The organism is Hyphomonas sp., assembly GCF_041398465.1.
GTDB lineage: Bacteria > Pseudomonadota > Alphaproteobacteria > Caulobacterales > Hyphomonadaceae > Hyphomonas.
The window spans coordinates 114,269-137,857 of sequence record NZ_JAWKUS010000002.1 but is presented as its reverse complement, the minus strand read 5'-3'; the positions used below and the strand labels follow the sequence as shown (position 1 = coordinate 137,857).

The 23,589-nt window shown below is 60.0% G+C and carries 22 protein-coding genes and 1 tRNA gene; 12 read left to right on the top strand and 11 right to left on the bottom strand.

The window, feature by feature from the left end:
- Positions 1–32: 32 nt before the first annotated feature.
- Together hslV and hslU are read left to right on the top strand one after the other, a co-directional pair.
- Positions 33–593, top strand: a complete 561-nt coding sequence (gene hslV / locus R3C98_RS07300; protein WP_371314017.1) for an ATP-dependent protease subunit HslV — start codon at positions 33–35, stop codon at positions 591–593.
- Positions 594–610: 17 nt separating this feature from the next.
- The gene (hslU, locus tag R3C98_RS07295; RefSeq protein ID WP_371313459.1) at positions 611–1,915 is read left to right on the top strand and encodes an ATP-dependent protease ATPase subunit HslU; all 1,305 of its coding nucleotides are present in this window, start codon (positions 611–613) and stop codon (positions 1,913–1,915) included.
- A 9-nt stretch (positions 1,916–1,924) separates the two neighbouring features.
- On the opposite strand, the gene R3C98_RS07290 is transcribed toward hslU, so the two are convergent.
- The gene (locus R3C98_RS07290; RefSeq protein WP_371313458.1) at positions 1,925–2,731 is read right to left on the bottom strand and encodes an NUDIX hydrolase; all 807 of its coding nucleotides are present in this window, start codon (positions 2,729–2,731) and stop codon (positions 1,925–1,927) included.
- Between the two features lie 111 nt (positions 2,732–2,842).
- Here R3C98_RS07290 and R3C98_RS07285 point away from each other — a divergent pair, with 111 nt between their 5' ends.
- Entirely contained in the window at positions 2,843–3,520 is a 678-nt protein-coding gene (locus tag R3C98_RS07285; RefSeq protein WP_371313457.1) for an EAL domain-containing protein, read from the top strand.
- Here the strand turns inward: R3C98_RS07285 and R3C98_RS07280 are convergent.
- Both R3C98_RS07280 and tig read right to left on the bottom strand, forming a co-directional pair.
- Positions 3,517–4,680, bottom strand: coding sequence for a DUF2336 domain-containing protein (locus R3C98_RS07280; RefSeq protein WP_371313456.1), 1,164 nt, complete (start codon positions 4,678–4,680; stop codon positions 3,517–3,519). The two genes, R3C98_RS07285 and R3C98_RS07280, sit on opposite strands and share 4 nt — an antisense overlap.
- Positions 4,681–4,830: 150 nt before the next feature.
- Positions 4,831–6,168: a trigger factor gene (tig, locus tag R3C98_RS07275; protein WP_371314016.1), complete on the bottom strand. Its 1,338-nt coding sequence runs from the start codon at positions 6,166–6,168 to the stop codon at positions 4,831–4,833.
- 329 nt (positions 6,169–6,497) lie between these two features.
- On the opposite strand from tig, the gene R3C98_RS07270 reads away from it, so the two are divergent.
- From R3C98_RS07270 to R3C98_RS07260, 3 genes are read left to right on the top strand one after another with little or no spacing between them, the layout of a single operon-like run.
- Positions 6,498–7,880 carry an anthranilate synthase component I family protein gene (locus R3C98_RS07270; RefSeq protein ID WP_371313455.1) on the top strand — a complete coding sequence of 461 codons (1,383 nt, stop codon included), beginning with the start codon at positions 6,498–6,500 and terminating at the stop codon, positions 7,878–7,880.
- The gene (locus R3C98_RS07265; RefSeq protein WP_371313454.1) at positions 7,880–8,455 is read left to right on the top strand and encodes an aminodeoxychorismate/anthranilate synthase component II; all 576 of its coding nucleotides are present in this window, start codon (positions 7,880–7,882) and stop codon (positions 8,453–8,455) included. The genes R3C98_RS07270 and R3C98_RS07265 overlap by 1 nt, the downstream gene beginning before the upstream one ends.
- On the top strand, positions 8,455–9,282 hold the full coding sequence (locus tag R3C98_RS07260) for an aminotransferase class IV (protein ID WP_371313453.1): 828 nt from the start codon (positions 8,455–8,457) through the stop codon (positions 9,280–9,282). The genes R3C98_RS07265 and R3C98_RS07260 overlap by 1 nt, the downstream gene beginning before the upstream one ends.
- A gap of 45 nt (positions 9,283–9,327) precedes the next feature.
- On the opposite strand, the gene R3C98_RS07255 is transcribed toward R3C98_RS07260, so the two are convergent.
- The 3 genes from R3C98_RS07255 to R3C98_RS07245 form a co-directional block, all read right to left on the bottom strand.
- Positions 9,328–9,412, bottom strand: a tRNA-Leu gene (locus R3C98_RS07255).
- Positions 9,413–9,550: 138 nt separating this feature from the next.
- Positions 9,551–10,993, bottom strand: a complete 1,443-nt coding sequence (locus R3C98_RS07250) for an NAD(P)H-hydrate dehydratase (protein WP_371313452.1) — start codon at positions 10,991–10,993, stop codon at positions 9,551–9,553.
- A 7-nt stretch (positions 10,994–11,000) separates the two neighbouring features.
- Positions 11,001–11,540: a histidine phosphatase family protein gene (locus R3C98_RS07245; RefSeq protein ID WP_371313451.1), complete on the bottom strand. Its 540-nt coding sequence runs from the start codon at positions 11,538–11,540 to the stop codon at positions 11,001–11,003.
- Between the two features lie 517 nt (positions 11,541–12,057).
- Between R3C98_RS07245 and R3C98_RS07240 the strand changes: the two genes are divergently transcribed.
- Both R3C98_RS07240 and glnA read left to right on the top strand, forming a co-directional pair.
- A complete protein-coding gene (locus tag R3C98_RS07240; protein WP_034765007.1) occupies positions 12,058–12,396 on the top strand; it encodes a P-II family nitrogen regulator in 339 nt (112 codons plus the stop codon).
- Between the two features lie 53 nt (positions 12,397–12,449).
- Complete coding sequence (gene glnA, locus R3C98_RS07235; RefSeq protein WP_371313450.1) at positions 12,450–13,853, top strand: type I glutamate--ammonia ligase; 1,404 nt, start codon at positions 12,450–12,452, stop codon at positions 13,851–13,853.
- Between the two features lie 187 nt (positions 13,854–14,040).
- On the opposite strand, the gene clpX is transcribed toward glnA, so the two are convergent.
- From clpX to R3C98_RS07215, 4 genes are all read right to left on the bottom strand, one after another.
- Positions 14,041–15,303 (bottom strand): ATP-dependent Clp protease ATP-binding subunit ClpX, encoded by a 1,263-nt coding sequence (clpX, locus tag R3C98_RS07230; protein WP_371313449.1) that lies wholly within the window; start codon positions 15,301–15,303, stop codon positions 14,041–14,043.
- Between the two features lie 125 nt (positions 15,304–15,428).
- The gene (locus tag R3C98_RS07225) at positions 15,429–16,052 is read right to left on the bottom strand and encodes an ATP-dependent Clp protease proteolytic subunit (RefSeq protein WP_371313448.1); all 624 of its coding nucleotides are present in this window, start codon (positions 16,050–16,052) and stop codon (positions 15,429–15,431) included.
- Positions 16,053–16,165: 113 nt separating this feature from the next.
- Positions 16,166–17,080 carry an alpha/beta fold hydrolase gene (locus R3C98_RS07220; RefSeq protein ID WP_371313447.1) on the bottom strand — a complete coding sequence of 305 codons (915 nt, stop codon included), beginning with the start codon at positions 17,078–17,080 and terminating at the stop codon, positions 16,166–16,168.
- 62 nt (positions 17,081–17,142) lie between these two features.
- Complete coding sequence (locus R3C98_RS07215) at positions 17,143–17,739, bottom strand: uracil-DNA glycosylase family protein (RefSeq protein WP_371313446.1); 597 nt, start codon at positions 17,737–17,739, stop codon at positions 17,143–17,145.
- A gap of 47 nt (positions 17,740–17,786) precedes the next feature.
- On the opposite strand from R3C98_RS07215, the gene R3C98_RS07210 reads away from it, so the two are divergent.
- From R3C98_RS07210 to R3C98_RS07195, 4 genes are all read left to right on the top strand, one after another.
- Positions 17,787–18,683 (top strand): pirin family protein, encoded by an 897-nt coding sequence (locus R3C98_RS07210; RefSeq protein ID WP_371313445.1) that lies wholly within the window; start codon positions 17,787–17,789, stop codon positions 18,681–18,683.
- A gap of 66 nt (positions 18,684–18,749) precedes the next feature.
- A complete protein-coding gene (locus tag R3C98_RS07205; protein ID WP_371313444.1) occupies positions 18,750–20,489 on the top strand; it encodes a M28 family metallopeptidase in 1,740 nt (579 codons plus the stop codon).
- A gap of 60 nt (positions 20,490–20,549) precedes the next feature.
- Complete coding sequence (gene rlmJ / locus R3C98_RS07200; protein ID WP_371313443.1) at positions 20,550–21,332, top strand: 23S rRNA (adenine(2030)-N(6))-methyltransferase RlmJ; 783 nt, start codon at positions 20,550–20,552, stop codon at positions 21,330–21,332.
- Complete coding sequence (locus R3C98_RS07195) at positions 21,317–22,465, top strand: FAD-dependent oxidoreductase (protein WP_371313442.1); 1,149 nt, start codon at positions 21,317–21,319, stop codon at positions 22,463–22,465. Before rlmJ ends, R3C98_RS07195 begins: the two co-directional genes overlap by 16 nt.
- Here R3C98_RS07195 and R3C98_RS07190 read toward each other — a convergent pair.
- Positions 22,427–23,584 carry a lipid-A-disaccharide synthase gene (locus R3C98_RS07190; protein WP_371314015.1) on the bottom strand — a complete coding sequence of 386 codons (1,158 nt, stop codon included), beginning with the start codon at positions 23,582–23,584 and terminating at the stop codon, positions 22,427–22,429. The genes R3C98_RS07195 and R3C98_RS07190 overlap by 39 nt on opposite strands.
- Between the last annotated feature and the right edge of the window lie 5 nt (positions 23,585–23,589).

Genomic DNA, 23,589 nt, shown 5'->3' with positions numbered 1-23,589 from the left:
CACCAGACGGCCTGATCGTCCACATCTCCGGCATGACTGGCGCAACCGATACAACTTCACCCGGCTGGCATGGCACGACCATTCTGGCCGTTCGCAAGAACAATAAACTCGTCATGATGTCCGATGGGCAGGTGTCCATGGGTCAGACCGTCATGAAAGGCAACGCCCGCAAGGTGCGTCGCCTCGCCGACGGCAAGATACTGGCAGGATTCGCAGGCGCCACGGCAGATGCTTTCACGCTGTTCGAGCGGCTGGAAACAAAGCTGGAGCGCCATAACGGCCAGCTCTCCCGCGCCGCCGTCGAACTCGCCAAGGACTGGCGTACCGAGAAATACCTGCAGAAACTAGAAGCCCTGCTGATCGTGGCCGACAAGGAAGTCACGCTCGTGCTCACCGGCTCCGGTGACGTGCTGGAACCTGAATACGATGTCGTGGCCGTCGGCTCCGGCGGGAATTACGCCCTTTCCGCTGCACGCGCCCTCATTGATTATGAGGAAGATGCAGAAGTCATTGGACGCAAGGCCATGCAGATCGCCGCCGACATCTGCGTCTACACCAATGCAAATTTCACGGTCGAAACGCTCGACATCTGACCGGACCACAAGACCACATGACTGAACTCACTCCCCGCGAAATCGTCGCTGAACTTGATCGCCATATCGTTGGCCAGACCGGCGCGAAACGCGCGGTCGCCATCGCCCTGCGCAACCGCTGGCGCCGCAAGCAGGCCCCGGAAAACCTGCAGGGCGAGATCACGCCGAAAAACATCCTGATGATCGGTCCGACCGGCGTCGGCAAGACGGAAGTCTCCCGCCGCCTCGCCCGTCTCGCCAATGCGCCCTTCCTGAAGGTCGAAGCCACCAAGTTCACGGAAGTCGGCTATGTGGGCCGTGATGTGGAGCAGATCATCCGCGACCTCGTTGAGAGTGCCGTCGGCATGATCCGCGAACAGAAGCGGGCTGGAGTCCAGCAAACCGCGCAGGACGCGGCCGAGGAGCGTCTGCTGGATGCGCTTGTCGGCGAGGAGGCGCAGTCCTCCACGCGCGAAGTGTTCCGCCGCAAGCTGCGAGACGGCGAACTGGATGACAAGGAAGTCGACATAGACATGCCCGAGACCGGTGGCCCGATGCAGATGTTTGACCTGCCGGGACAAGGCGGCTCGATGGGGATGATCAATCTCTCCGACATGCTGGGCAAGGCCATGGGCGGACGCACCAAGCGCGTACGCACCACCGTGAAAGAGGCTTACAAACCCCTGCTCGACGAAGAAGCCGACAAGATGCTGGACGAGGAAAGCATTACCCGTGAAGCCGTTAACGCGGTGGAGCAGGACGGCATCGTGTTCCTCGACGAGATCGACAAGATTGCTGCCAAGTCAGAGCGTGGCGGCGCAGATGTCAGCCGTGAAGGCGTCCAGCGCGACCTGCTGCCCCTGATCGAAGGCACGACGGTCTCGACGAAGCGCGGCGCCGTGAAGACGGACCACATCCTCTTTATCGCCTCCGGCGCCTTCCACGTCTCCAAGCCGTCGGACATGCTGCCAGAGCTACAGGGCCGCCTGCCGATCCGCGTTGAACTGGATGCCCTGACCCGAGACGACCTGCGCCGCATCCTGGTCGAGCCGGAAGCGAGCCTGATCCGCCAATATGAGGCCCTGATGGCTGCCGAGGGCGTGACGCTGGTGTTTGAAGACGCCGCGATCGACAGGCTGGCCGATCTCGCAGAGGCTGTGAACAACAGCGTCGAAAATATCGGTGCCCGCCGCCTGCAGACCGTTCTGGAACGGCTGCTGGACGAGATCAGCTTCGACGCGCCCGAGAAGAAGGGCGAAACCGTCACCATCACGGCGGACTATGTGAACGAACGCGTCAGCGGCCTCGCCGCCGATGCCGATCTGTCCAAATTTATCCTTTAACGGACGGCCCTAGACTTTGACGTTGGACAGTAGTTCCACCGTCTGGCCGTAGCCCTCTACTTTCGGGATGAACAGGCACGCCTGCCCCTCATCATTCTTGCCCGGCTTCGGCAGCACGGTCGGCACGTCCATAGACCCGAAACGTGCCAGCGCATCTGAGACGGACGTCGCCATCGTCATGCGCTTCAGGTTCATCCGTGTCGGGAATATGATGGTTGCCCGACCATCGGCTTCCTGAGCCAGCGCTTCCTCGGCGGACAGCCACACGGCGTCCGTCGTCTCGCGTCCATCATGGGCCGCAACCTGGTTCTCCGGGGCCGGGGCAATGTAGAAATGCGTATCGAAACGCTTCGGCATCATGATCGGTGTGATCCAGTGACCGAAATGCACGAGACTATCGAGGGCCAGCACAAGATCATGTTCACGGATCAGATCGAGGAAACTCATTTCGCCTCTGTCCACCGCATGGCGATGTGGCGCCAGCTTTTCTGCAATGTCAGGCCCTACCAGCGTTGCACCGGGTCCACGGGCTGAGGCAGGGCGCGCCAACAGCAGGCCGCTTTCCTCATACGCCTCGCGAACCGCCGCGATACGTGCATCCTGCTGAACAGGGCCATAGTCGCCATCGGTGTAGGCATCCCACTCCGTGCGCGAGTCGTCGGCGCTTGCCTTGCCGCCCGGAAACACCAGTGCGCCAGCCGCGAAGTCAATCTCGTAATGCCGCTTCACCATCAGCACTTCCGGCGGGCCGGAGGCGGCCTCGCGAAGCATCAGGATTGTGGCGGAAAGCCTCGGTTCAGCGGGCGTTTTGTCCATGGTGGTTCCCCCTATCGGGCAAATTTTATCGAAATGTGCCTCTGTTCTTACGCGTGATCTTCAGCCTCAGCCCCTAGGGAAAGCAAGACCAACACAACACACGAGCGGGACATGATGAAACAGACCTGGGCAAACACTTCCGTCCAAACCCTTCCCACGCCGGCTGTCCGCTTTGACCCGGTTCTGGACCTGGCGACGGGTGACGCTCTCGGCATGACAGCTGAGCTGCCCTTCTGTTTCGAGGACGGACCCTCCTTCGGCCCGGCCCGGGGCCGCCAGAGTGAAACGAACTCCGCCAAGTGGGTCGCTGACCGGATCGGCGAGATTTCCAGCGTCGCACACGAATTCCACCACGACCATCGCCCGATCATCGTACCGGCACCGGTCGCCGCGCTGGCCAATCCGGACACAGCGCTGGCTTGCGATGCCCGCGTGCGCCGCAGCGTGTTCTGCCAGCAGGAATTCTGCCTCGAGTTTACCGACACGGCCTTCGCCGGGGACCCGGCCGACTGCACCAGCCGCATTGCTCATTTCCGCCGCCACGGCTTCCGCGTATCCGTCGACATGCGCAAATCCTGGCAGACACCGCTCGCCGAAGGCATGCGCCTCCTGATCGACACGCTGCGCATCGATGCCCGCAACCTCGATTGCGATCAGCTCATGGACGCCTGCGAGACCGCCGCTGGTGCCGGCATTCTCGTGATCGCTGAAAATGCGAATTGGCGTGACGCGGACGTGCTGTCCCGCCTTGGCATCTCTGCCGGTACCCGCCTGCGCGCAGACGCTTAAGCGGCGTCTGTATCGGCGTCGTCTGCCTCTTCGGCCGCAGCCATCTCCGAATAATAATCAAGCTTGTCGAGCAGGTATTCCAGGTCATCCTTCGGGATCGCCTGGAACTGCGTCAGCACGCGCTCGATCATGCGGGCGCGGAACCGGGCCCGATCATTCGACCCGCCATCATAGGCGGTCTCGTGGTAGACATTCACGGCTGCCTTGAACGCGGGCAGCATCTTGCGCGGCAGGCCCGCCCGGTCGAACACAGCCTGCAGGCCTAGCGGTCCCGCATCGTGGATCATCAGCCAGACACGCTGGTGGGCGACGCCCGACAGTTCCGCCAGAGCATGCTCCACGAACGGCATCTGCCCGCAGCAGAGCGCACGCATGATCAGCGAATGGCTAAGACGGCCATTGAGGTTCAGCTGCGACACAAACCGCACGAGATCATTTGAACGCCCGGCCTGCTCGACCAGGTCGATCGTCGCCCGCTCGCGTGCCCCCGCCGCCAGGTCGATCGCCATCTGCGCCGGCAGTTCGTGGCGGTTCACCAGCATGTCGAACAGCTGGCCGGAAACCAGCGAGACCATCTTCTCTGCGATATGGGTCGGAATAAATTCCCGCCGGATCAGGCCCTTCTGGACGATCTCGTCGCTGCCAAAACGGCGCAGCGTGTCATCATAGGCCCGGTCGGTGAATTCTGCATGGGAGTTCGATGCCAGCGCCCGGACGGCATCCACCTGCCCGTGCTCTGAAATCACTTCCGTCAGGGTGACAGAGATATTGTCCCGCGCGGCAATCGCGGCCTGCTTGGCCGCGGTGACGGACAAGACCAGCTCGATCAGGTCTTCCTCAGTAAAAACCGGTGAATCCTGCAGCACCGGAATCGCGACAGCCTCGATATCCTGCGCCAGTTTCAGCGCAATCTCACGCGGCAGGATTGGCGAATTGCGCAGCGTGACAGAAAGCGTGCGGCGCACGAGGTCTGCCGCGTCGTCCGCGAGGATCGCCATGATTTCTTCGGCGTATTTCTGCTCGTCTTCGCTCAGTACGTCGAGCGCGATACGGCGGCACAAACGGTGCGCCACCGAAGCGCGTTGCTCGGGTGTTTCGCCCTTCATAAGGCGATGAATATCCTGCTCGGTCAGCTGCGGCCGGATGGCTTGTACGCTCATTAGAACCGAAACCCCTCATTAACGATTCGAAGCACCTTCGCCCGGCACGGTTAATAGGCGGTTTACCAACCGGTTCCCACCGGTCTTGAACAGCAAAACGCCGGGCTTTGGGGCCCGGCGTCGTTAAATTTCTGTGAGGTCGGAAGAGGCTTACTCTTCGTCTTCCTTGAACAGCTCTTCGCGGGAGACCGTCTTGTCGGTCACATCCGCTTCACCGAGGATGTAGTCGACCACCTTGTCCTCATAGATCGGAGCGCGAAGCTGAGCCATCGCGTTCGGGTTCTTCTGGAAGAACTCGATCACCTGACGCTCCTGCCCCGGATACTGGCGGGCTTCCTGGATCAGGGCCTGCTGAACTTCCTGCTCAGTGATCTGGACGTTGTTGACGCGGCCGATCTCAGCCAGGACGAGACCAAGGCGCACGCGGCGCTCGGCGATCGCGCGATACTCGGTCTTCAACTCGTCTTCGGACTTTTCCTTGTCCTCATCGTCGACACGGCCGGCATCCATTTCACGCTGCAGCTGGTCCCAGATCTGGCCGAATTCGGCTTCGACCATGTTCGGCGGCAGATCAAAGCTGTGGGCTTCATCGAGGCGGTCCAGAAGGTCGCGCTTGGCTTTGTTGCGGGAAGCCTGGTCCAGCTCGCCTTTCAGCTGGTCCTTGATCAGACCCGTCAGCTGTTCGAGCGATTCGATGCCGAGGCCCTTGGCGAACTCGTCGTCGATCTCGGCTTCCTTCGGACCGCGCACTTCGTGCACCTTGGTTTCGAAAACGGCCGCTTTGCCGGCCAGAGCCGGTGACGGGTAGTCTTCCGGGAAGCTGACTTCGAGATTCTTCTCTTCGCCGGTCTTCACGCCGATGAGCTGCTCTTCGAAACCCGGAATGAAACGGTTGGAGCCGAGCACGACGGTCTGCTGTTCAGCGGTGCCGCCATCGAAGGGTTCGCCATCGATTTTGCCGACGAAGTCGATCACGACCGCGTCGCCGTCTTTGGCCTTCGCGGTCTTGCCGCGCGGCTCGTACTGCTTGTTCTGCTCTGCGAGGTTCTTCAGTGCCTCGTCGACCTGCTCGTCTGCCACTTCGGCGACCGGGCGGGTGACTTTCAGCGTTTTCACGTCGACAGGCTCAAATTCAGGCATCACGTCGACATGCATGTGATAGGCGAGGTCGGCCTCACCTTTCACGACGTCTTCGATCTCGCCTTCCAGATGCACATCCGGCTGGCTGGCGGGGCGCAGTTCTGCGTCCTCAATAGCTTTCTGGTTGGTCTCGTTGACGGTCTTGTCGATGATTTCGCCCATCAGGTCGCGACCGAACATCTTGCGCACGTGCGACGCAGGCACCTTGCCCGGGCGGAAGCCCTTGAGATTCATGGTCGGGCGGATTTCTTCAATCCGGGCATCGAGCTTCGACTGCAGTTCGCTCGCAGATACCTTGACGGCAAAGGTGCGGCTGAGACCTTCTGCCTTTGTCTGGGTCACTTCCATCGGTTCATTCATCCGTTCTGGCGATCAGGCACGGTCATGCCCTTCCGGCAGCCATCTGATCTGTGTCTGAAGGGGCGGCTTATGTCACACGGAAAACGCCCTGTCCACGCGGGTTCTGCGGGTTTCGCAGCGGGCGTAAGCCAAGGGTGTTTACGTACCGCCGCGTCTTGCAGCCCGGGACCCATCCAGCCCGATACCGGGACGAAAACAGACACGCCTGCGGTCTCCGTCAGATCGGCTCATCCGCGCCGGCCCATTGCGCCGCATTGCGCACAATGCATGACAGCAATTGGTGACCCAGCTAAAAGCCCCGGATCACAACCCTCAACGTGGATGGTTGCTTGGAACATCAGGACTTGCGCTGGAGAGAACCCGCTGAAATCGCCGGGATTCTGCACCAAATGCCGGGATTTGTGTGGCTGGACAGTGCGGGCGGCGGCCAGGTTTCGGGGCGTTACTCCTACATGGCAGCGGCGCCCGTTTCCGATTTCCGCTGGCCACAGGCGGACGGAAACAGCGGCTTTGAAGCGGCATTCCGGGCATGGAAAGACAGTTTCCGGTCCACAGTGCTGGACAAAGGGGCCCCGTTCCAGGGCGGTGCGATCGGCTATATCAGCTACGATGCTGCCAATATCTGGGTCCCCGATTTCCAGTCGCGCCACCCGCCCAGCCTTGCCGATACGGTCGCGTTCGCACTGTACGACACGGTTCTCGCCTTCGATCACCTGAACAGGACGCTCTCGGTATACGCCTCCGGCCTCTCGGCCCCCGGCGTCCCGCCTGACAATGATCTGGCTCGCAAACGGATTGCCGCGCTGGAACAGACGCTCGGCACGGCCCCCCTGACCGAATCCAGATCCGGCGAGCGCGGCGATGACTGGTCGCCCGCTCCGAACCAGACGGATTATGCCGGACTCGTCAGGCAGGTGCAGACCGCGATCAGGGATGGTGAAGTCTACCAGGCGAATATCGCGAGCCTGTGGACCCGCCCGCCCGAGGCCTCCGGTAACCCATTCCGCGATTACCTCCGGCTGCGCACACAGACCGAAGCGCCGTTTTCCGCTTTCGGCACATTTGGCGCGCGCACGCTGCTGAGCCTGTCTCCCGAACGGCTGGTGAAAATGGACCCGGAAGGTCATGTCCGGGCCGAACCGATCAAGGGCACTGCGCGACGCGCAACTGACCCGCAGCAGGACCGCAAGATTGCGGAAGCATTGGCCCGATCGAAAAAGGACCGGGCGGAAAACATCATGATCGTTGACCTTATGCGCAACGATCTCTCCCGCGTTTGCTTGCCGGAGTCTGTCACCGTTGCAGATCTGTGCCGTGTCGAGACCTTGCCGAACCTGCACCATCTTGTCTCCGCGGTGGATGGGCGATTGGAGCCGGGCCGCGACGCAATTGACCTGCTGGCCGCAGTATTTCCCGGAGGCTCGGTAACAGGCGCGCCGAAATCACGGGCGATGGAAATCATCGACGACCTCGAGCCGGCTGCCCGCGGCGCATTTTGTGGTGCCCTCGGTTATATCGGATTTGATGGGGCCTGCGATTTCAACATCATGATCCGGACGATCGAGCTTCTGCCGTCGGGTGCACGCTACTGGTCGGGCGCGGGCTTGACGCTGCTCTCCGAGCCCGCAGCGGAATGGGCCGAAGTTCAGTTGAAGGCAGAACGGATCCTTTCGCGCAATTCAGTGCCGCTGGTCTCCTGATGATCCTGATGTTGAACAACCGGGACAGTTTTGTCTTCAATCTGGCGCGCTGCCTGACAATTGCGGGCGCCCGGGTTGAGGTTGCGGACAGCGCCAGACTAACTCTCAAAGACATCCAGCGCCTGCGTCCGGAAGCCATCGTCATTTCTCCGGGCCCGTTCGCCCCTGACAAGGCTGGCATATCCGTCGCCGCCATTCAGGCGTTCGGCCCTCACATTCCCATCCTCGGCGTGTGCCTTGGCCATCAGGCAATTGCGGTTGCCTATGGTGGATCTGTGCAACACGCCGAAACCCCGGTGCACGGCCGAACCGCAAGCCTCACGCATAATGGCGAGCGCCTGTTTGAAGGCCTGCCCGCGCCGCTGAGAGTGGGGCTTTATCATTCCCTTGTCTGCAATCTCGACCCTGCTGCCACAGGGCTGCGGGTCGATGCCACCGCCCCCGACGGCGCGATCATGGCTCTGTCGCACACGGAGCATCCCGTATTCGGAATCCAGTTTCATCCTGAATCCATTCTCACAGAACATGGCCAGGCCGTGCTTGGCAATTTCCTCAAACTCTGCCGGAGCAAGTGATGCCAGTCATCCGCCTTCAACAAGCCGTCTCTTCGAGCGAGGCCGTCCAACCCTTCGACCTCAGCGACAGAGGGTTGCTGCTGGGCGATGGCGTATTCGACACATCGCTCATCATCGATGGCCGGATGATCCTGCGTACACGGCATATCGAGCGCCTGCTGAATGCCTGCGATGCGTTTGGTCTTGCTGTATCGCGCGCCGATCTGGATTCACTCGCCGACAGCGCGCTGTCGCCAGGCGAAACCGGCGCGCTGCGGCTGACCGTGACCCGCGGACCGGGCGGACGCGGTCTCGAAGGCCCAGCCGGGCAAAAGCCGACGCTGCTTGCGAGCTTTTCATCCCAACCGCTGACCTGGCCGGCACAGCCCGTACGCCTCGGCGTCAGCACGATCCGGCGCAATCCGACGGCGCCCTCCGCTCGCCACAAAACCCTCGCCTACACTGATGCCGTGGCCGGCCAACGGCAGGCCCGGGCTGACGGCTTCGATGATGCGCTCTATTGCACGACAGACGGACGCGTCGCCTGCAGCTCGATTGCCAACATATTCGCCCGGTATGACGACCGCCTGATCACGCCCCCTCTGACCGACGGGGTAGTCGCCGGCGTGATGAGAGGCTGGATTCTGGAGCACGCCGCCGCAGCAGGCTTCAAGGCTGTCGAGGAAAGCCTGGACCTCGCGACGTTGAAAACAGCCGATACCGTTTTCCTGACCAACAGCCTGCGCCTGATTGTGCCAGTCGAATGCATCGACGACACGGTATTTCACCCGGAGATCCCGACGTCCCTCGTAGATATTGCCGGGCAAATTCTCGCGGGCACCGACTAAGGTTTGCGGTATGGGGCTGAGTGCGATGCGCTCACTGCGAGTGAATGGTGCGGATGAGAGGACTCGAACCTCCACGCCTTGCGGCGCTGGAACCTAAATCCAGTGCGTCTACCAATTCCGCCACATCCGCGTTCCGGGCGCACACTTAAGCGAGCACGCGCGCGGGCACAACGGGGCACTGCACCGGAAGGCGCGCTATATATGGTCCCTACATGGTGTATACATGGTGTTCTACATTGCCTGAGCGGCCACTTATCCACCACCTGCGTCAGCCGATCTCGCCATGCAGCGCGCTCAGGATGTCTGGCACCTGACGCTCCAGGTCTTCCGAGATCAGGCCCGCCCCGACTCGCCGGCCTGCTTCGCCATGGATCCAGGCCGCCATGCTGGCCGCGACCAGCGTGTCGATCCCCTGCGCCATCAGGCCGCCTGCAAAGCCTGCCAGAACGTCGCCCGAACCAGCCGTGGCGAGCCAGCGCGTGGCGTGAATATTGACGACAGCGCCGCCATCCGGCTGGGCGATTACTGTGTCCGGTCCTTTCAGGAGAACGGTGCACCCGGCTTTGACCGACGCCTGACGCACGGCTTCGACCTTGTTTGTCGCGGTCTCCAGCAGGTCTCCGAACAGGCGGTTGAATTCGCCGATATGAGGGGTCAGCAGGTCTGTCGGGCGGAGGCGTTTGAACAGCTCATCCTGTTGTGACTCAAACACAGTCAGCGCATCCGCATCGAGCACAGCCCGCCCTGGCCCGTTCAGGATCGTCTCGATATTGGCGCGCGTCGCAGGGGTAATGCCGGCGCCCGGCCCGGCAATGACGACCGAGGCCGTCTTGATCGCCTCGGAAAGCGCTTCGGCCCCGTCGACGGGCTTCACCATCACTGCCGTCAGCTGGCTGGCATTGACCATCAGCGCCGAAGGCGGTGTCAGCAGCGTTGCGAGCCCTGCACCAATCCGAAGACCCGCGCGGACTGCTAACCGCGCTGCGCCAGTGGATGAAACACCCCCGCTCAGCACTTTCAGGTGCCCGCGGCTGTGCTTATGATCTGCCATGCCGGGCTGCGGCAGCATGCGCAGCCACAGCATCGGGCTGTTTTCCATGAGCCGCGTCTGCACGGGCACGCCGATGTCAGCGACCAGGACGTTGCCACAATAGGCGGAAGCCGGTCGGAGTACGTGCGCAGGACGGAGCGCCGCAAAGGTTACTGTCCCTTCCGCAATGAAGCATGGTCCGAGTGGCTTTGCCCGCAGTCCGCAGATGCCTGAGGGCACATCGATCGAGATAACACGACCGCCGCGTTGGGCCAGCTGCGCGGCTGTCCCCTCAAGAGGCCGGGTCAGGCCGCCGCCAAAAAGGCCATCCAGAACAAGGTCATGCGGCGCCTCCACCGCCTCTTCCAACGTGCCGACCGGGCCGTCCCACAAGGCAGCAGCCTTGACCGCATCGCCGGTCAGTTCGGCGACCGGGACCATGCAGTAGACTTTCACATCCCGCCAAAGCTTCGACAGCTTGGCTGCAGCCACAAAGCCGTCGCCGCCATTGCCGCCCGGCCCGCATAGAACCTGTATCGACCCTTCCGGCCAGTTCGCGTGGACGAACTCGGCCACGGCATCGCCAGCGCGCTGCATCAGCTCGAAACTGTCGAGCCCCTTTGCAAACATCGCCTGTTCGGCGGCCTGCATTTCCTGCGGTGTAAGTATCGGTCTGCCCATGGCGGGCTCATAGCACGCGAGTCGCGGCCTGGCTCCCGTATTCGATGACGCGCGGAACCGCGCCACTGAAGTCCACTTTGGTGATCGAGCAATGGCCCGGCTTGAACACGGTGGTGCGGGAATCCTGATCAATCAGGCTGACCACGGCATTGATTGCAACGAAGTGAGAGAAAACGGCCGTATTGTCCGGCAGCAGTGCCAGCGCCTGGGCAATCTTTTTGCGCCAGGCATCATGTGCTGCACCTTCAGCATCCCAGGTACCAGCCATGTAGGACTGCAGCCACTCGACCCGGTCTCCCACGCCTTCCGGCGTTTCTATCTCCGACACCACAGGCTCGATCTGCGCTGTTACGCCAGCGAGCCTTTCGAAAGCCGCAGCCGTTTCGCGACACCGCTGCATCGGGCTGCTGACAGCACTCCGGGCGCCAAGGTCAACAAGCGCAGTGGCCGCCGCTTCTGCCTGCTTGTGGCCAAGATCACTGAGACCCGGATTGGGGTGATTGCCCCAACTCGCCGCCGCTTCTCCATGACGGACGAGATAGATCATGATGGTGCCCTCTGTTCGTTCGTGCCGGGTGGGCTGGTAACTAAGCCCTGCCCCGTTCGTTGCCAGACCGCTGATAGACCACCGACCCATAGATGTTAAGCAGCGAGACCTCGGGATTTCGGCCCGTATGCTCCAGTTCCGCGAAACGTGATCGGACCGCAACGAAGCAAGGGCCTTGCTGTTCTGCCCCGGATGCCTACGCCTTGAGCGGCATGAAGCTGAACCTCACGCAGCCCATCTGAACGGAATTCGGCCAGCCGGGATTCGCGAAACGCCAGTTCATTTACGTTGCGATCCACCGGTGTCACAGCACATTCCCCTGATTGGGCCTGCCGGATTTTCAACAATATGCCCTTCCCGGCAGAAAACTGATGCCCAATATTGATGCATCGGCGCACAATAATCGACCACGCCTTAACCTCATGCCACCTGACACGCATGAATGTCTCGCCTAGGCACGGGAAGCCGCCTACCGGAGTCTACAGACAGACACTCAGCGGCTGGGAGAACACGGGCCATGAAAAAAATTGAGGCAATCATCAAACCGTTCAAACTCGACGATGTGAAAGAGGCACTGCAGGAGATTGGCCTGCAGGGCATGACCGTCATCGAAGCAAAAGGATTCGGTCGTCAGCGGGGGCACACCGAACTCTATCGCGGCGCAGAATACGTGGTCGATTTCCTGCCGAAGCTCAAAATCGAGATCGTCCTGGCCGACAGCGCCGTCGACGGTGCCGTCGAAGCGATCAAGAAAGCCGCACACACCGACAAGATCGGTGATGGCAAAATCTTCGTTTCGGATATTATCGACGCTGTTCGGATCCGTACCGGCGAAACCGGCGAAACGGCGCTTTGATCCAGCGAAAAAGACAACAAGATTCAGCAACATATTGATGGAGGGCATTTTCAATGGCTGAAAACCTCATGAAGATCATGAAGGACGAAGACGTCCAGTACGTGGACCTTCGTTTCACTGACCCGCGCGGCAAGATGCAGCACGTGTCATTCCACAAGGACATGGTCGACGCGGATTTCTTCGTAGATGGTCAGATGTTCGACGGTTCGTCCGTCGCTGGCTGGAAGTCGATCAACGAGTCGGACATGCTTCTGATGCCGGATACGGCGTCGGCGATCATCGATCCGTTCTTCCAGCAAACCACACTCGCGGTGATGTGTGACGTTCTGGACCCGATCAGCGGCCAGGCCTACAACCGCGACCCGCGGATGACCGCCAAGAAAGCCGAAGCTTACGTGAAGCAGTCCGGCGTTGGCGATACGGTCTTCTTCGGTCCGGAAGCTGAATTCTTCGTCTTCGACGACGTTCGCTGGAGCGTTGAGCCGCACAGCACCGGTTATTCCTTCGACTCCACCGAGCTGCCGATCAATACGGCCAAGGAATACCCGATGGGCAACATGGGCCACCGCCCTGGTCCTAAGGGTGGCTACTTCCCGGTGCCGCCGATCGATTCCGAACAGGACATGCGCAGCGAAATGCTGTCCGTCATGGCTGATATCGGCCTCGACCCGGAAAAGCATCACCACGAAGTGGCTCCGGCACAGCACGAACTCGGTCTGAAATTCTCGACCCTGACCGTGATGGCTGACCGCCTTCAGCTGTACAAATACGTCGTCCAGAACGTCGCTCATTCCTACGGCAAGACGGCCACTTTCATGCCGAAGCCTATGTACAAGGACAACGGCTCGGGCATGCACGTGCACCAGTCCATCTGGAATGGCGGCAAGCCGCTGTTCGCCGGCGACGGATATGCAGGCCTGTCCGAGACCTGCCTCTACTACATCGGCGGTATCATCAAGCACGCCAAGGCTCTGAACGCGATTACCAACCCGTCCACCAACAGCTACAAGCGTCTGGTGCCGGGCTACGAAGCACCGGTCATGCTGGCCTACTCGGCTCGCAACCGTTCGGCCTCGATCCGTATTCCTTTCGGCGACAACCCGAAAGCCAAGCGTATCGAAACCCGCTTCCCGGATCCGATGGCAAACCCGTATCTCGCCTTCGCAGCCCTGCTCATGGCTGGCCTCGACGGCATCGAGAACAAGATCCATCCCGGCGACGCCATGGACAAGGACCTCTACGACCTGCCGCCGGAAGAAGCGAAAACCATCCCGCAGGTTTGCGGTTCTCTGCGCGAAGCCCTGGCGGCACTCGACGCTGACCGTGAATTCCTCAAGAAGGGCGGCGTCTTCGACGACGACCAGATCGACGCCTACATCGATCTGAAGATGGAAGAGAACATGAAATACGAACTGCACCCTCACCCGGTCGAGTTCGACATGTACTACAAATACTGATCGCTCATCCGATCAAATAGCCCGACACACGGGGGAAGGCGGGGCCGGTACCGAAAGGTACCGGCCCTTACCGTTTCAAATTTCAGACTCAGCCGCGGCCTGCTCCGCCCTGTATTCCGGTGCACAAAACAAAAGCCCCGGCCTGACGACCGGGGCTTTTTATTTTTCCAATTTGTCGGCGGCCAGATCAGCCGGCTTCAGGCTGGCTCTTCTTGGCGTGAACGTAGAGCGGCTCGGCGTTGCCCTCGACGACTTCGCCACTGATGACCACTTCCTCAACACCGCGCAGGTTCGGCAGTTCGAACATCGTGTCGAGCAGGATGCCTTCCATGATGGAGCGCAGGCCACGCGCGCCGGTCTTCCGCGTGATGGCGCGACGAGCGACAGCTGTGAGGGCGTCCGGGGTAAAGGTGAGCTGGACGTTCTCCATGTCGAAGAGGCGCTGGTACTGCTTGAGCAGGGCGTTCTTCGGCTCGGTGAGGATCTGGATGAGCGCCTTCTCGTCAAGGTCTTCCAAGGTCGCGATGACTGGTAGACGGCCGATGAATTCCGGGATGAGGCCGAAGCGCTGAAGATCTTCCGGCTCCACTTCTCGCAGGACTTCGCCGACGCCGCGGTCTTCCGCATCTTTCACAGCCGCACCAAAACCAATCGACGCAGCTTCACCGCGCGCAGAGATGATCTTATCGAGACCAGCAAACGCACCGCCACAGATGAACAGGATGTTCGTGGTGTCGACCTGCAGGAATTCCTGTTGTGGATGCTTACGGCCACCCTGAGGCGGAACAGCCGCCACAGTGCCTTCCATGATCTTCAGGAGGGCCTGCTGAACCCCCTCGCCCGACACGTCGCGTGTAATGGACGGATTGTCAGACTTGCGGGAAATCTTGTCGATCTCGTCGATATAAACGATGCCGCGCTGAGCGCGCTCGACATTGTAGTCGGCCGACTGGAGCAGTTTCAGGACGATGTTCTCGACATCCTCACCGACGTAACCGGCTTCGGTAAGCGTCGTTGCGTCGGCCATCGTGAATGGCACATCCAGAATGCGCGCCAGCGTCTGGGCGAGCAGCGTCTTGCCGCACCCGGTCGGACCGACCAGCAGGATGTTGGATTTCGACAGTTCGACGCCGTCAGTCTTGCCGGCATGAGACAGGCGCTTGTAGTGGTTGTGCACGGCGACCGACAGGATGCGCTTCGCATAGGTCTGGCCGATGACGTAATCGTCCAGCACGTCGCAGATTTCCTGAGGCGTCGGCACCCCTTCGCGTGAGCGAACCAGCGAGGTTTTGTTTTCCTCGCGAATGATGTCCATGCAGAGTTCAACGCATTCATCGCAGATGAACACGGTCGGTCCAGCAATGAGCTTTTTCACCTCATGCTGGCTTTTGCCGCAGAACGAGCAGTAAAGCGTGTTCTTGGAGTCGCCTGAGCCGTTTTGTTTGGTCATGCCATCCTCAATGCCGGTTAAGGCTTAACGTGGTTTTAAACGCCCAAACCCAGTTCCTTAACAGAACAATATGGGCATTGGCCGGCACTGCAAGTGCCAGGCCGCAATGCGCGGGGACGCCCCGACTATTTCTCATCCTCGGCAGCCCGGCGTTCGAACACCTTGTCTACGATGCCGAATTCCTGAGCTTCCTCAGCGGTGAGGAACGTATCCCGGTCGAGTTTTCGCTCGATAACGTCATACTCCTGACCGGTGTGCTTGACGTAAATCTGATTCAGGCGCCGCTTAAGATCAATGATTTCCTCGGCATGGCGCTCGATATCGGTCGCGACACCGGAGTAACCGCCAGACGGCTGGTGCAGCATCACACGGGCATTCGGCAGCGCAAAACGGGCGCCCGCCTCCCCTGCCGCCAGCAGGAGCGAGCCCATCGAGGCGGCCTGACCGATGCATACTGTGGACACCGGGCAGCGGATAAATTGCATTGTGTCATAAATCGCCAATCCGGACGAAACGTAACCGCCCGGGCTGTTGATATACATGGCGATCTCTTTTTTCGGGTTCTCCGATTCGAGGAACAGCAGCTGCGACGTGATGAGCGCGGCCATGCCGTCATCGATGCCGCCGGTCACGAAGATGATCCGCTCCTTCAAAAGGCGCGAAAAAATGTCGAAGGCCCGCTCGCCACGGCTGGTCTGCTCCACCACCATGGGGACGAGGTTCAGGGCAGTCTGATACGGATTTGACATAAGTCGGGCCTCGGGCGTCGATAAAAGGAATCTCTACTCTGCCAGAACTGGCAGAATGGCTGATATTTGTCCACGCAGGCAGTGCTGCAAGAGGCGTTCCGCTGTGGAAAGCGTTAGCGAAACGGCCATTCGGCAGCCCTGCTAGGCAAAACTCCTTCCGGATCCAGCATAAACTCCAGATAATCGTCGTGTACCGTCTGCGCCTGCAGGTCCCTGAGCAGCATGTGAAAGCCCTTTTCATAGTAGACCGTCCGGACGTGCGACGGCAGCACCTTCGCGGTTCGTTGCACTCCCCTCACTGGCACCACATAATCATTCGCCCCATACGACATGAGCGTCGGCAGGCTCTGTGGAAGGCTCGGGGCCCGCTCATGCGCCCGCTCCATCAGCGAGACCAGCCCATAGACCTGATCGATACGGTTCGTCGGCATCATCAGCGGATCCGACCAGGTCCGCTGCAGCATTTCGATATTGTCTGATGGCTCGATCCGGACGAAACGCCGTGGTGGCTGCACAATCCAGCCGGGTCGGACATGAGCGGACATCCAGAGACTTGCCCGGTAGGTCATGTTCATAGCACCCCAGCCTCGAAGGCCAGGTCCAGACGCAATGAACTGATCGGCGGCTGGCGGGCGGTCTGACCCAAAGGCCGACATCGCAACGGCCGCCCCCATGGAGATACCTACTACCGTGATCTTCGCATCAGGATGGCGCATTTTGGCAAGGTCGACAGCGGTACGGAGGTCCTCGCGCATCAGCTCCTCTTCCGGCCAGATTCCCCTCTCAGGCGAACGCCCAAATCCGCGCTGGTCATAAGCATAAACGGTCACGCCTTTCGTAGCCCAATAAGGTGCTGCCATATGGAAAGCGTTGGCGTAGTCGTTCATGCCGTGCAGACCGACAACCACATGTCCCGCCGCTGGCCCTTCGCGTTGACCCTCCCAGTAGGTCAGACCGAGCCTTGCGCCATCAAATGAGATGAACGCGTTCTCCTCAACGAGCAGGTCTGATGTCACGGTTTGCGTCATGGAGAGCGGTTCCTGCACTTCGGGTGTGGCGCATGAGGTCACGAGCAATATCGATAATGCTTTCAGTTTTCGGACAAGGCTGACCGGACCGCGCGTCTGAGTTCGGGCAGAACGTCTGCCTCGAACCAGGGATTGCGCTTCAGCCATGCGGTGTTCCTCCAGCTTGGATGCGGCAACGTAAACATGAGATCACCCGTATATGATTTCCAGTTCGCCACTGTTGCGGTGAGTGTCTTTTCCACGCGGTGACCAAGATGCCAGCGTTGGGCGTACCCGCCGACGAGCAGGATCACATCAATCTGCTGGAGCTGGTCCATCACCCGCTGGCGCCAGACCTCTGCGCACCGTTTCATCGGCGGCAGGTCGCCGCCCTTCGCGTCATATCCCGGAAAGCAGAATCCCATCGGCAACATGGCGACCTTCGAAGCATCATAGAATTCCTCTTTCGAGACGCCCATCCAATCACGCAGGCGATCACCAGACGGATCGTTGAAAGGCGTGCCTGTGGTATAAGCGAGATTACCAGGGGCCTGACCGGCGATCAGTATATTGGCGTCGGCTGACAGCTGAAAAATCGGGTTTGGATCGCGCTCCATATCCGCTTCGCAGAGACGGCAATTGCGCATCTGCTCGATCAAGGGCTGGAGATCATGGCTCATGAGATCATATTTGACGGTGATTATGGCCGCGAAAAGGAGCGATGAACATGAGCGAACTGATCTCGCGGAGAATTGAACCAAGAGCACGCGATCTGGGCGGGGGATTCCGTGTTCGGCGGGTTTTACCGTTCCATGCACAGCGTATGGTCGGTCCGTTCGTCTTTTTCGATCATTTCGGTCCGGTGAAATACGCCCCTGGCGAAGGCTTCGACGTACGCCCGCACCCGCACATCGGCCTGTCCACCGTCACCTATCTGTTCGAAGGCGCCATCGAACACCGAGACTCCCTCGGCACAGACCTCGTTATCCGTCCCGGCGCCGTGAACTGGATGACCGCCGGTCACGGCATCGTCCATTCTGAACGAACCCCTGCACCGGAACGCCAAACCGGTCAGCGCATGCACGGCCTGCAGACCTGGGTCGCCCTGCCAAAAACGCATGAAGACATACCGCCGGCCTTTGTCCACCACCCGGCAGACAGTTTGCCGGAGTTCGAACACAAGGGCGTTCGAATGCGAGTGTTAGCCGGCGAGGCATTCGGACAAGTCTCGCCCGTCGAATTTCCGTGGCCGATCCTGTACGTGGCATTCGAGGTAGACGCCGTTGCCAACCTGATCCTGCCGCACACGCTCGCCGAGGAACGTGCGATCTATCTGGTTTGCGGCAGCGCCACGATCGACGGCGAGACGTTCAGCGAAGGCCAGATGCTCGTATTGGCCAGCAACGCCGATGTCGCCATTCGCTTCGAGCCCGGCACGAAAGGCGTGATCTGCGGCGGTGCGGCCATGGATGGCCCGCGCAAGCTCGAATGGAATTTCGTTGCCAGCAACCAGGCCCTCATCGACGAAGCCAAACAAGATTGGCAAAAATCGGCTGGTTCGGGTGGATCTGACCGCTTTCCGAAAGTTCCGGGCGATAGGGATGAGTGGATTCCTCTCCCGTGAGGCACAAGCTTGCCCCCTGCCCGGCCACGTGCAACACCCCCAAGTGCGGAATTTAGGGAGAATCTCATGAAGCAGCTGTTCCTGGCAGCCTCACTGTTCGCGTTGGCCGCCTGTGGGCAGCAGGCCGCTGAAGTCGAGACCACCGGAGCGGTGGATAACGCGCCTGCACCGGATCTGCTATTGCCGCTCCCCGAAAGTACGGTGGCGGACATTACCGCAGAAGACCTTGCCGTGCGGATCAAGACTCTGGCCGACGATACGTTCGAAGGCCGCGGCCCGGGTACCCCAACCGGCGAAGCCGCTGCAGACTGGATCGCGGCCGAAATGGCCCGCGTCGGTCTTGAGCCTGCCGGCGAGAACGGTAGCTTTTTCCAGGAAGTGAAGATGGTGAACCAGACCATCGATCCGGAGAAATCCTACCTCAGCTTCAGCACCGACGACGGCACCGAAATCCCCACCACGTTAAAAAAAGACAGTGTCATCTGGACCAAGCGCCAGAACGCAACCGAGCTTTCCTTCGATCCGAGCGACGTGGTTTTCGTCGGCTACGGTTCCGTCGCGCCGGAATACGACTGGGACGATTATGACGGTCAGGACTTCACCGGAAAAACGGTGGTCATGCTCGTCAATGATCCGGGCTTCGCGACCCAGGATCCGGCCCTCTTCAAGGGCAAAGCCATGACATATTATGGCCGCTGGACCTACAAGTTCGAAGAGGCCGCACGGCAAAATGCAACTGCCGCGATCATCGTGCATGAAACGGCACCCGCAGCTTATGGCTGGGATGTCGTCGAAAACTCCTGGTCAGGCGCTCAGTCGGACCTCGTTCGCACGGATGGCGGTGCAGACCGCACCACGATGGAAGCCTGGATCACCCGCGACAAGGCCGAGGAACTCTTCCGCGCCGCCGGGCTGGATTTCCAGACCCTGAAAGACGCCGCAAAGGAACGTGGTTTCAAGCCTGTTCCGCTGACAGGCATCAAGGCACAGGGCGGAATAACCCAATCAATCGAACCACTCGCCAGCCACAACGTGATCGGCGTCTTGCCGGGAAAAACTACGCCTGACGAATACGTTCTGTACACCGCACACTGGGATCACCTCGGCAAGAAGTCCGGCGAGAAGACCGGAGCGCCAGGTGAGGACTTCTACCAGGATCAGATCTTCAATGGGGCCGTGGACAACGCGACTGGCTCGGCCGCGCTGCTGGAGATTGCCGAGGCCATGGCTTCGCAGCCGGTCGACCGTTCGGTCTTGTTCTTGTCCGTCACACTTGAAGAATCCGGCCTGCTCGGCTCCGAATATTTTGCCCAGCATCCGACCGTGCCGCTGAACAAGATCGTGGCCGGAATCAACATGGATGGATCGCTCCCTGTCGGCCGTACGCATGATATGGTCGTTGTCGGTTACGGTGCTTCCGAACTGGAAGACATGCTGACCGAATATCTCACCACCCAAGACCGCGTTGTGAAGCCAGACCCGAAACCTGAAGCCGGTTCTTTCTATCGGTCCGATCATGTCTCACTCGCGAAGCGCGGTGTTCCGATGCTGTATGCAGACGGCGGTGAAGACAAGCTGGACGGCGGCATCGCGGCAGGCAAAGCCATTGCCCAAGCCTATAATGAGCAACGCTACCACAAGCCCATGGACGAGTACTCCGACGACTGGGATCTCTCCGGCAATGTGGAAGATGTCACGGCACTCTTCGAAGTCGGCAAATCCATCGCCCAGTCAGACGCGTGGCCGACCTGGTATCCCGGCAATGAATTCGAAGCCATCCGCAAGGCCAGCCTCGACGGGAAATGATCTTATTCTGTCTGCCGGTTCTTGCCGGCAGACAGCCACCTCTACCGGAAACTTTCAGGAATGCTCTCCTACCAGCACGGCTTTCACGCAGGCAATCGGGCGGACGTCCTGAAGCATGCTGTTTTGCATGCCATACTGGGGGCCGTTGCCAAAGAGTCTCCGAACACGCTTTATGTCGAGACCCATTCAGGACGCGGAAGATACAATCTGGATGGAGAACAGGCCACCAAAGGCGGAGAAGCGGTGGATGGAGTCCTGTCACTATTGGCCGATGGCGCTCCGAAACCTGTTCAGCCTTGGTTAGAGTTGGTGAAGGAGCGCGGTCGGGCAGACTATCCGGGATCACCCGCGCTGGCGCAGCAGATTTTGCCCGCATCTTCCCGCATGATCTTTTTCGAGAAACACCCGACCGAAAACAGGGAACTTGTCAAAGCGCTTGAGAGTGACCCTCGGCTACAGGTCAAACATGCCGACGGCTATTCCGGCGCGCTGAAGCTTTCGCCTCGCAGCAATGAACGCATGGTCTGCTTTGTCGATCCAAGTTACGAGACCAGCCGCGATATCGACGCACTCGCTTTGTGGACACCACGTGCACTCAAGCGCTGGCCGAAGGGCATGCTCGTCCTGTGGCTGCCGCTCTTCAAGGATGGTCGTGAAATCGAGTTCGGTGAGTACCTGACTGAGCTAGACGATTGTTTCGTCGCCGGTGCCCGCTGGCCAATGGACCCTTTGGATGAGGGCGCCCTCGAAGGTTCTGCGATCGTTGCTTACCGCGCACCAGCGAAAGCACGAGAAGCATCACTGAACATCGCGAATGCTTTGCAGTCATGGTGGGCACGCTGACCGCAGAACCTCGACATATCCTGCTTGCAGGCGGCGGACATGCCCATGCAGTTGCCCTTCGCAATCTTGCAAAGAGCCCGCCCCCGCCCGGCATCCGGCTGACCCTTGTTTCTCCAACGACCCACAATCTGTACAGCGGCGCCCTGCCCGGCGTGATTGCTGGTCATTGGCCGGCCGAAGGCATTGCCGTCCCGCTGCAACCGCTATGTGACGCCGCAGGTGTTCAGTTCGTGCTGGACAGGATCAACATGATCGATCCGGAAGCTTGCACAGCCAGCCTCGCGTCAGGAAAGATCATTCCATATGATTTGGCGAGCCTTGATATAGGGTCTGGCATCCGGCCTCTGGGTCTAGAAATAGGTCATAACCAAATTGTCCCTATCCGACCGATCGCGCCGTTTCTGCAACGATGGCAATCGTCACTTGAGCAGATAAAATCCGGAACCGCACCGCCGACGATTGTTGTGGTCGGGGCTGGCCTTGCCGGCGTTGAAGTCGCTTTAGCCATTCATTATTGCCTCCGTCAGGAAGGTATTCCGCAACCGCGGACACTCCTTGTGGATGCAGGAGAAAAGATTTCCGGAAGCAGTTCGCCCGCACTTCGCAAGCAACTTGGCGATTCCCTCAAAAGCGCCGGAATCGAAACACTTCTGCAAACTCATGTTCGATCCGTGCACAACCGAACGGTCACTTTTTCATCCGGCATAAAAGCCGAAGCCGCGCTCGTGGTGAATTGTGCCGGATCCGCTCCGCATGAATGGATTGGCGAAACAGGTTTAAGAACAGATCACGGCCGCATTGAAGTAGATGCTTGCCTTCGATCGACCAGCCACCCGCAAATTTGGGCCGCCGGTGACACCTCTTACTTCAAGCCGGATCCTCTGGCACCTGCGGGAGTGTTCGCAGTGCGCGCCGGTCCTGTCATCGCAGAGAATATCCGCCGGTACTCCGAAAACGCTCCGCTATCCCAATTCCATCCCCAGTCCGACTATCTGAAGCTCGTCAGCCTGGGTGAGCAGAAAGCCGTGGCGGAAAAGTTCGGATTTACCCTGAAAGGCCGCTGGGTCTGGCACCTCAAGAAATATATCGATTTCTCATTCCTGCGGGAGCACAGCCTGCCCCCTGGCGACTGACAGAATGGCATCTGCGGCTATGTCTGCAGAAGAATGCCCCTCACCCTGCATCCGGACTAACGCCTCGTTCTGTGCTTGCTTCTGACTGTCCAGTAGCTTTGGATCTTTCAGCCATCTGATTGCGGTGTCCGCGATCAGCTCAGGCTTTTGTTTGGTCTGAACGAATTCCGGCACGATTTCCTGATCGTCAGAAACGATGTTCAGTAGCGTGATATGATGCTTCTTGTAGAGCAGCCCACGCGCCAATGCCCAAGTCAGCCAGCCGGTTCGGTATGCCACGATCATGGGCGCCCCCTGCATGGCGAGTTCGCTCGTTACGGTACCCGAACAGGCGAGCGCAAGATTGGCAGCCGCCATAGCGTCATAACGCTCCTCCGGTGCGTGCAGTACCTCGGCCCAGTCGGACACATCCGGAAAAGCGGCGTCGAATGCATCAGCCATGTTTCCTGCAGGTGAAATGACAATCCGGATACCCGACACCGAAGCCGCCACACGCTTCGCAGCATCAATCAGCGCTGGCGCGACTTTGACGAGCTCGCTCCTGCGGCTACCAGGCAAGACCAGACAGACTTTGTCGTCAGAACCGATACCCCGCGCGGCACGAAACTTCTGTCCATCACCAGGCGTGTTCCGCGACAAGGCGGGATTGCCAATGACCGTTGTTGGCAGGCCGTAGGGTGCATAAAATGGTGCCTCCATATCATGCATGCAGAGCAGGTAATCGACCGTGGCAGCCAGCGTCTTTGCCCGACCCGGCCGTGTCGCCCACACTTGGGGACCGATCAGCTTGATCAGTTTGATTTCAGGAGCCCTTGCCCGAACCCGCTGCGCCACACGCAACATGAAGCCCCAGGAATCCACCAACACCACGGCATCGGGTTTGAACGCAACAATGGCGTCGGCAGCTGCATCTGCGAGCTTCACGACCGTGCCATAGGCCCGAATACCTTCAGCAAAGCCGAGGATGGAAAGCGGCGATATATCGAACGGTGATTGAATGCCAACAGAGGCCAATTCACGACCGCCGATTCCGGCGAACTCCACATCTTCCGTTTTCTGACGGATCGCCTCGACAACTTCCCGCGCGAGAAGGTCTCCCGACGCCTCGCCTGCAACCATGAATA

Coding starts and splice junctions, on each gene's coding strand:
- hslV (WP_371314017.1), top strand. CDS start 33: ATGACTGGCGCAACCGATACAACTTCACCCGGCTGGCATGGCACGACC.
- hslU (WP_371313459.1), top strand. CDS start 611: ATGACTGAACTCACTCCCCGCGAAATCGTCGCTGAACTTGATCGCCAT.
- R3C98_RS07290 (WP_371313458.1), bottom strand. CDS start 2,731: ATGGACAAAACGCCCGCTGAACCGAGGCTTTCCGCCACAATCCTGATG.
- R3C98_RS07285 (WP_371313457.1), top strand. CDS start 2,843: ATGATGAAACAGACCTGGGCAAACACTTCCGTCCAAACCCTTCCCACG.
- R3C98_RS07280 (WP_371313456.1), bottom strand. CDS start 4,680: ATGAGCGTACAAGCCATCCGGCCGCAGCTGACCGAGCAGGATATTCAT.
- tig (WP_371314016.1), bottom strand. CDS start 6,168: ATGGAAGTGACCCAGACAAAGGCAGAAGGTCTCAGCCGCACCTTTGCC.
- R3C98_RS07265 (WP_371313454.1), top strand. CDS start 7,880: ATGATCCTGATGTTGAACAACCGGGACAGTTTTGTCTTCAATCTGGCG.
- R3C98_RS07260 (WP_371313453.1), top strand. CDS start 8,455: ATGCCAGTCATCCGCCTTCAACAAGCCGTCTCTTCGAGCGAGGCCGTC.
- R3C98_RS07250 (WP_371313452.1), bottom strand. CDS start 10,993: ATGGGCAGACCGATACTTACACCGCAGGAAATGCAGGCCGCCGAACAG.
- R3C98_RS07245 (WP_371313451.1), bottom strand. CDS start 11,540: ATGATCTATCTCGTCCGTCATGGAGAAGCGGCGGCGAGTTGGGGCAAT.
- R3C98_RS07240 (WP_034765007.1), top strand. CDS start 12,058: ATGAAAAAAATTGAGGCAATCATCAAACCGTTCAAACTCGACGATGTG.
- glnA (WP_371313450.1), top strand. CDS start 12,450: ATGGCTGAAAACCTCATGAAGATCATGAAGGACGAAGACGTCCAGTAC.
- clpX (WP_371313449.1), bottom strand. CDS start 15,303: ATGACCAAACAAAACGGCTCAGGCGACTCCAAGAACACGCTTTACTGC.
- R3C98_RS07225 (WP_371313448.1), bottom strand. CDS start 16,052: ATGTCAAATCCGTATCAGACTGCCCTGAACCTCGTCCCCATGGTGGTG.
- R3C98_RS07220 (WP_371313447.1), bottom strand. CDS start 17,080: ATGACGCAAACCGTGACATCAGACCTGCTCGTTGAGGAGAACGCGTTC.
- R3C98_RS07215 (WP_371313446.1), bottom strand. CDS start 17,739: ATGAGCCATGATCTCCAGCCCTTGATCGAGCAGATGCGCAATTGCCGT.
- R3C98_RS07210 (WP_371313445.1), top strand. CDS start 17,787: ATGAGCGAACTGATCTCGCGGAGAATTGAACCAAGAGCACGCGATCTG.
- R3C98_RS07205 (WP_371313444.1), top strand. CDS start 18,750: ATGAAGCAGCTGTTCCTGGCAGCCTCACTGTTCGCGTTGGCCGCCTGT.
- rlmJ (WP_371313443.1), top strand. CDS start 20,550: ATGCTCTCCTACCAGCACGGCTTTCACGCAGGCAATCGGGCGGACGTC.
- R3C98_RS07195 (WP_371313442.1), top strand. CDS start 21,317: ATGGTGGGCACGCTGACCGCAGAACCTCGACATATCCTGCTTGCAGGC.
- R3C98_RS07190 (WP_371314015.1), bottom strand. CDS start 23,584: ATGGTTGCAGGCGAGGCGTCGGGAGACCTTCTCGCGCGGGAAGTTGTC.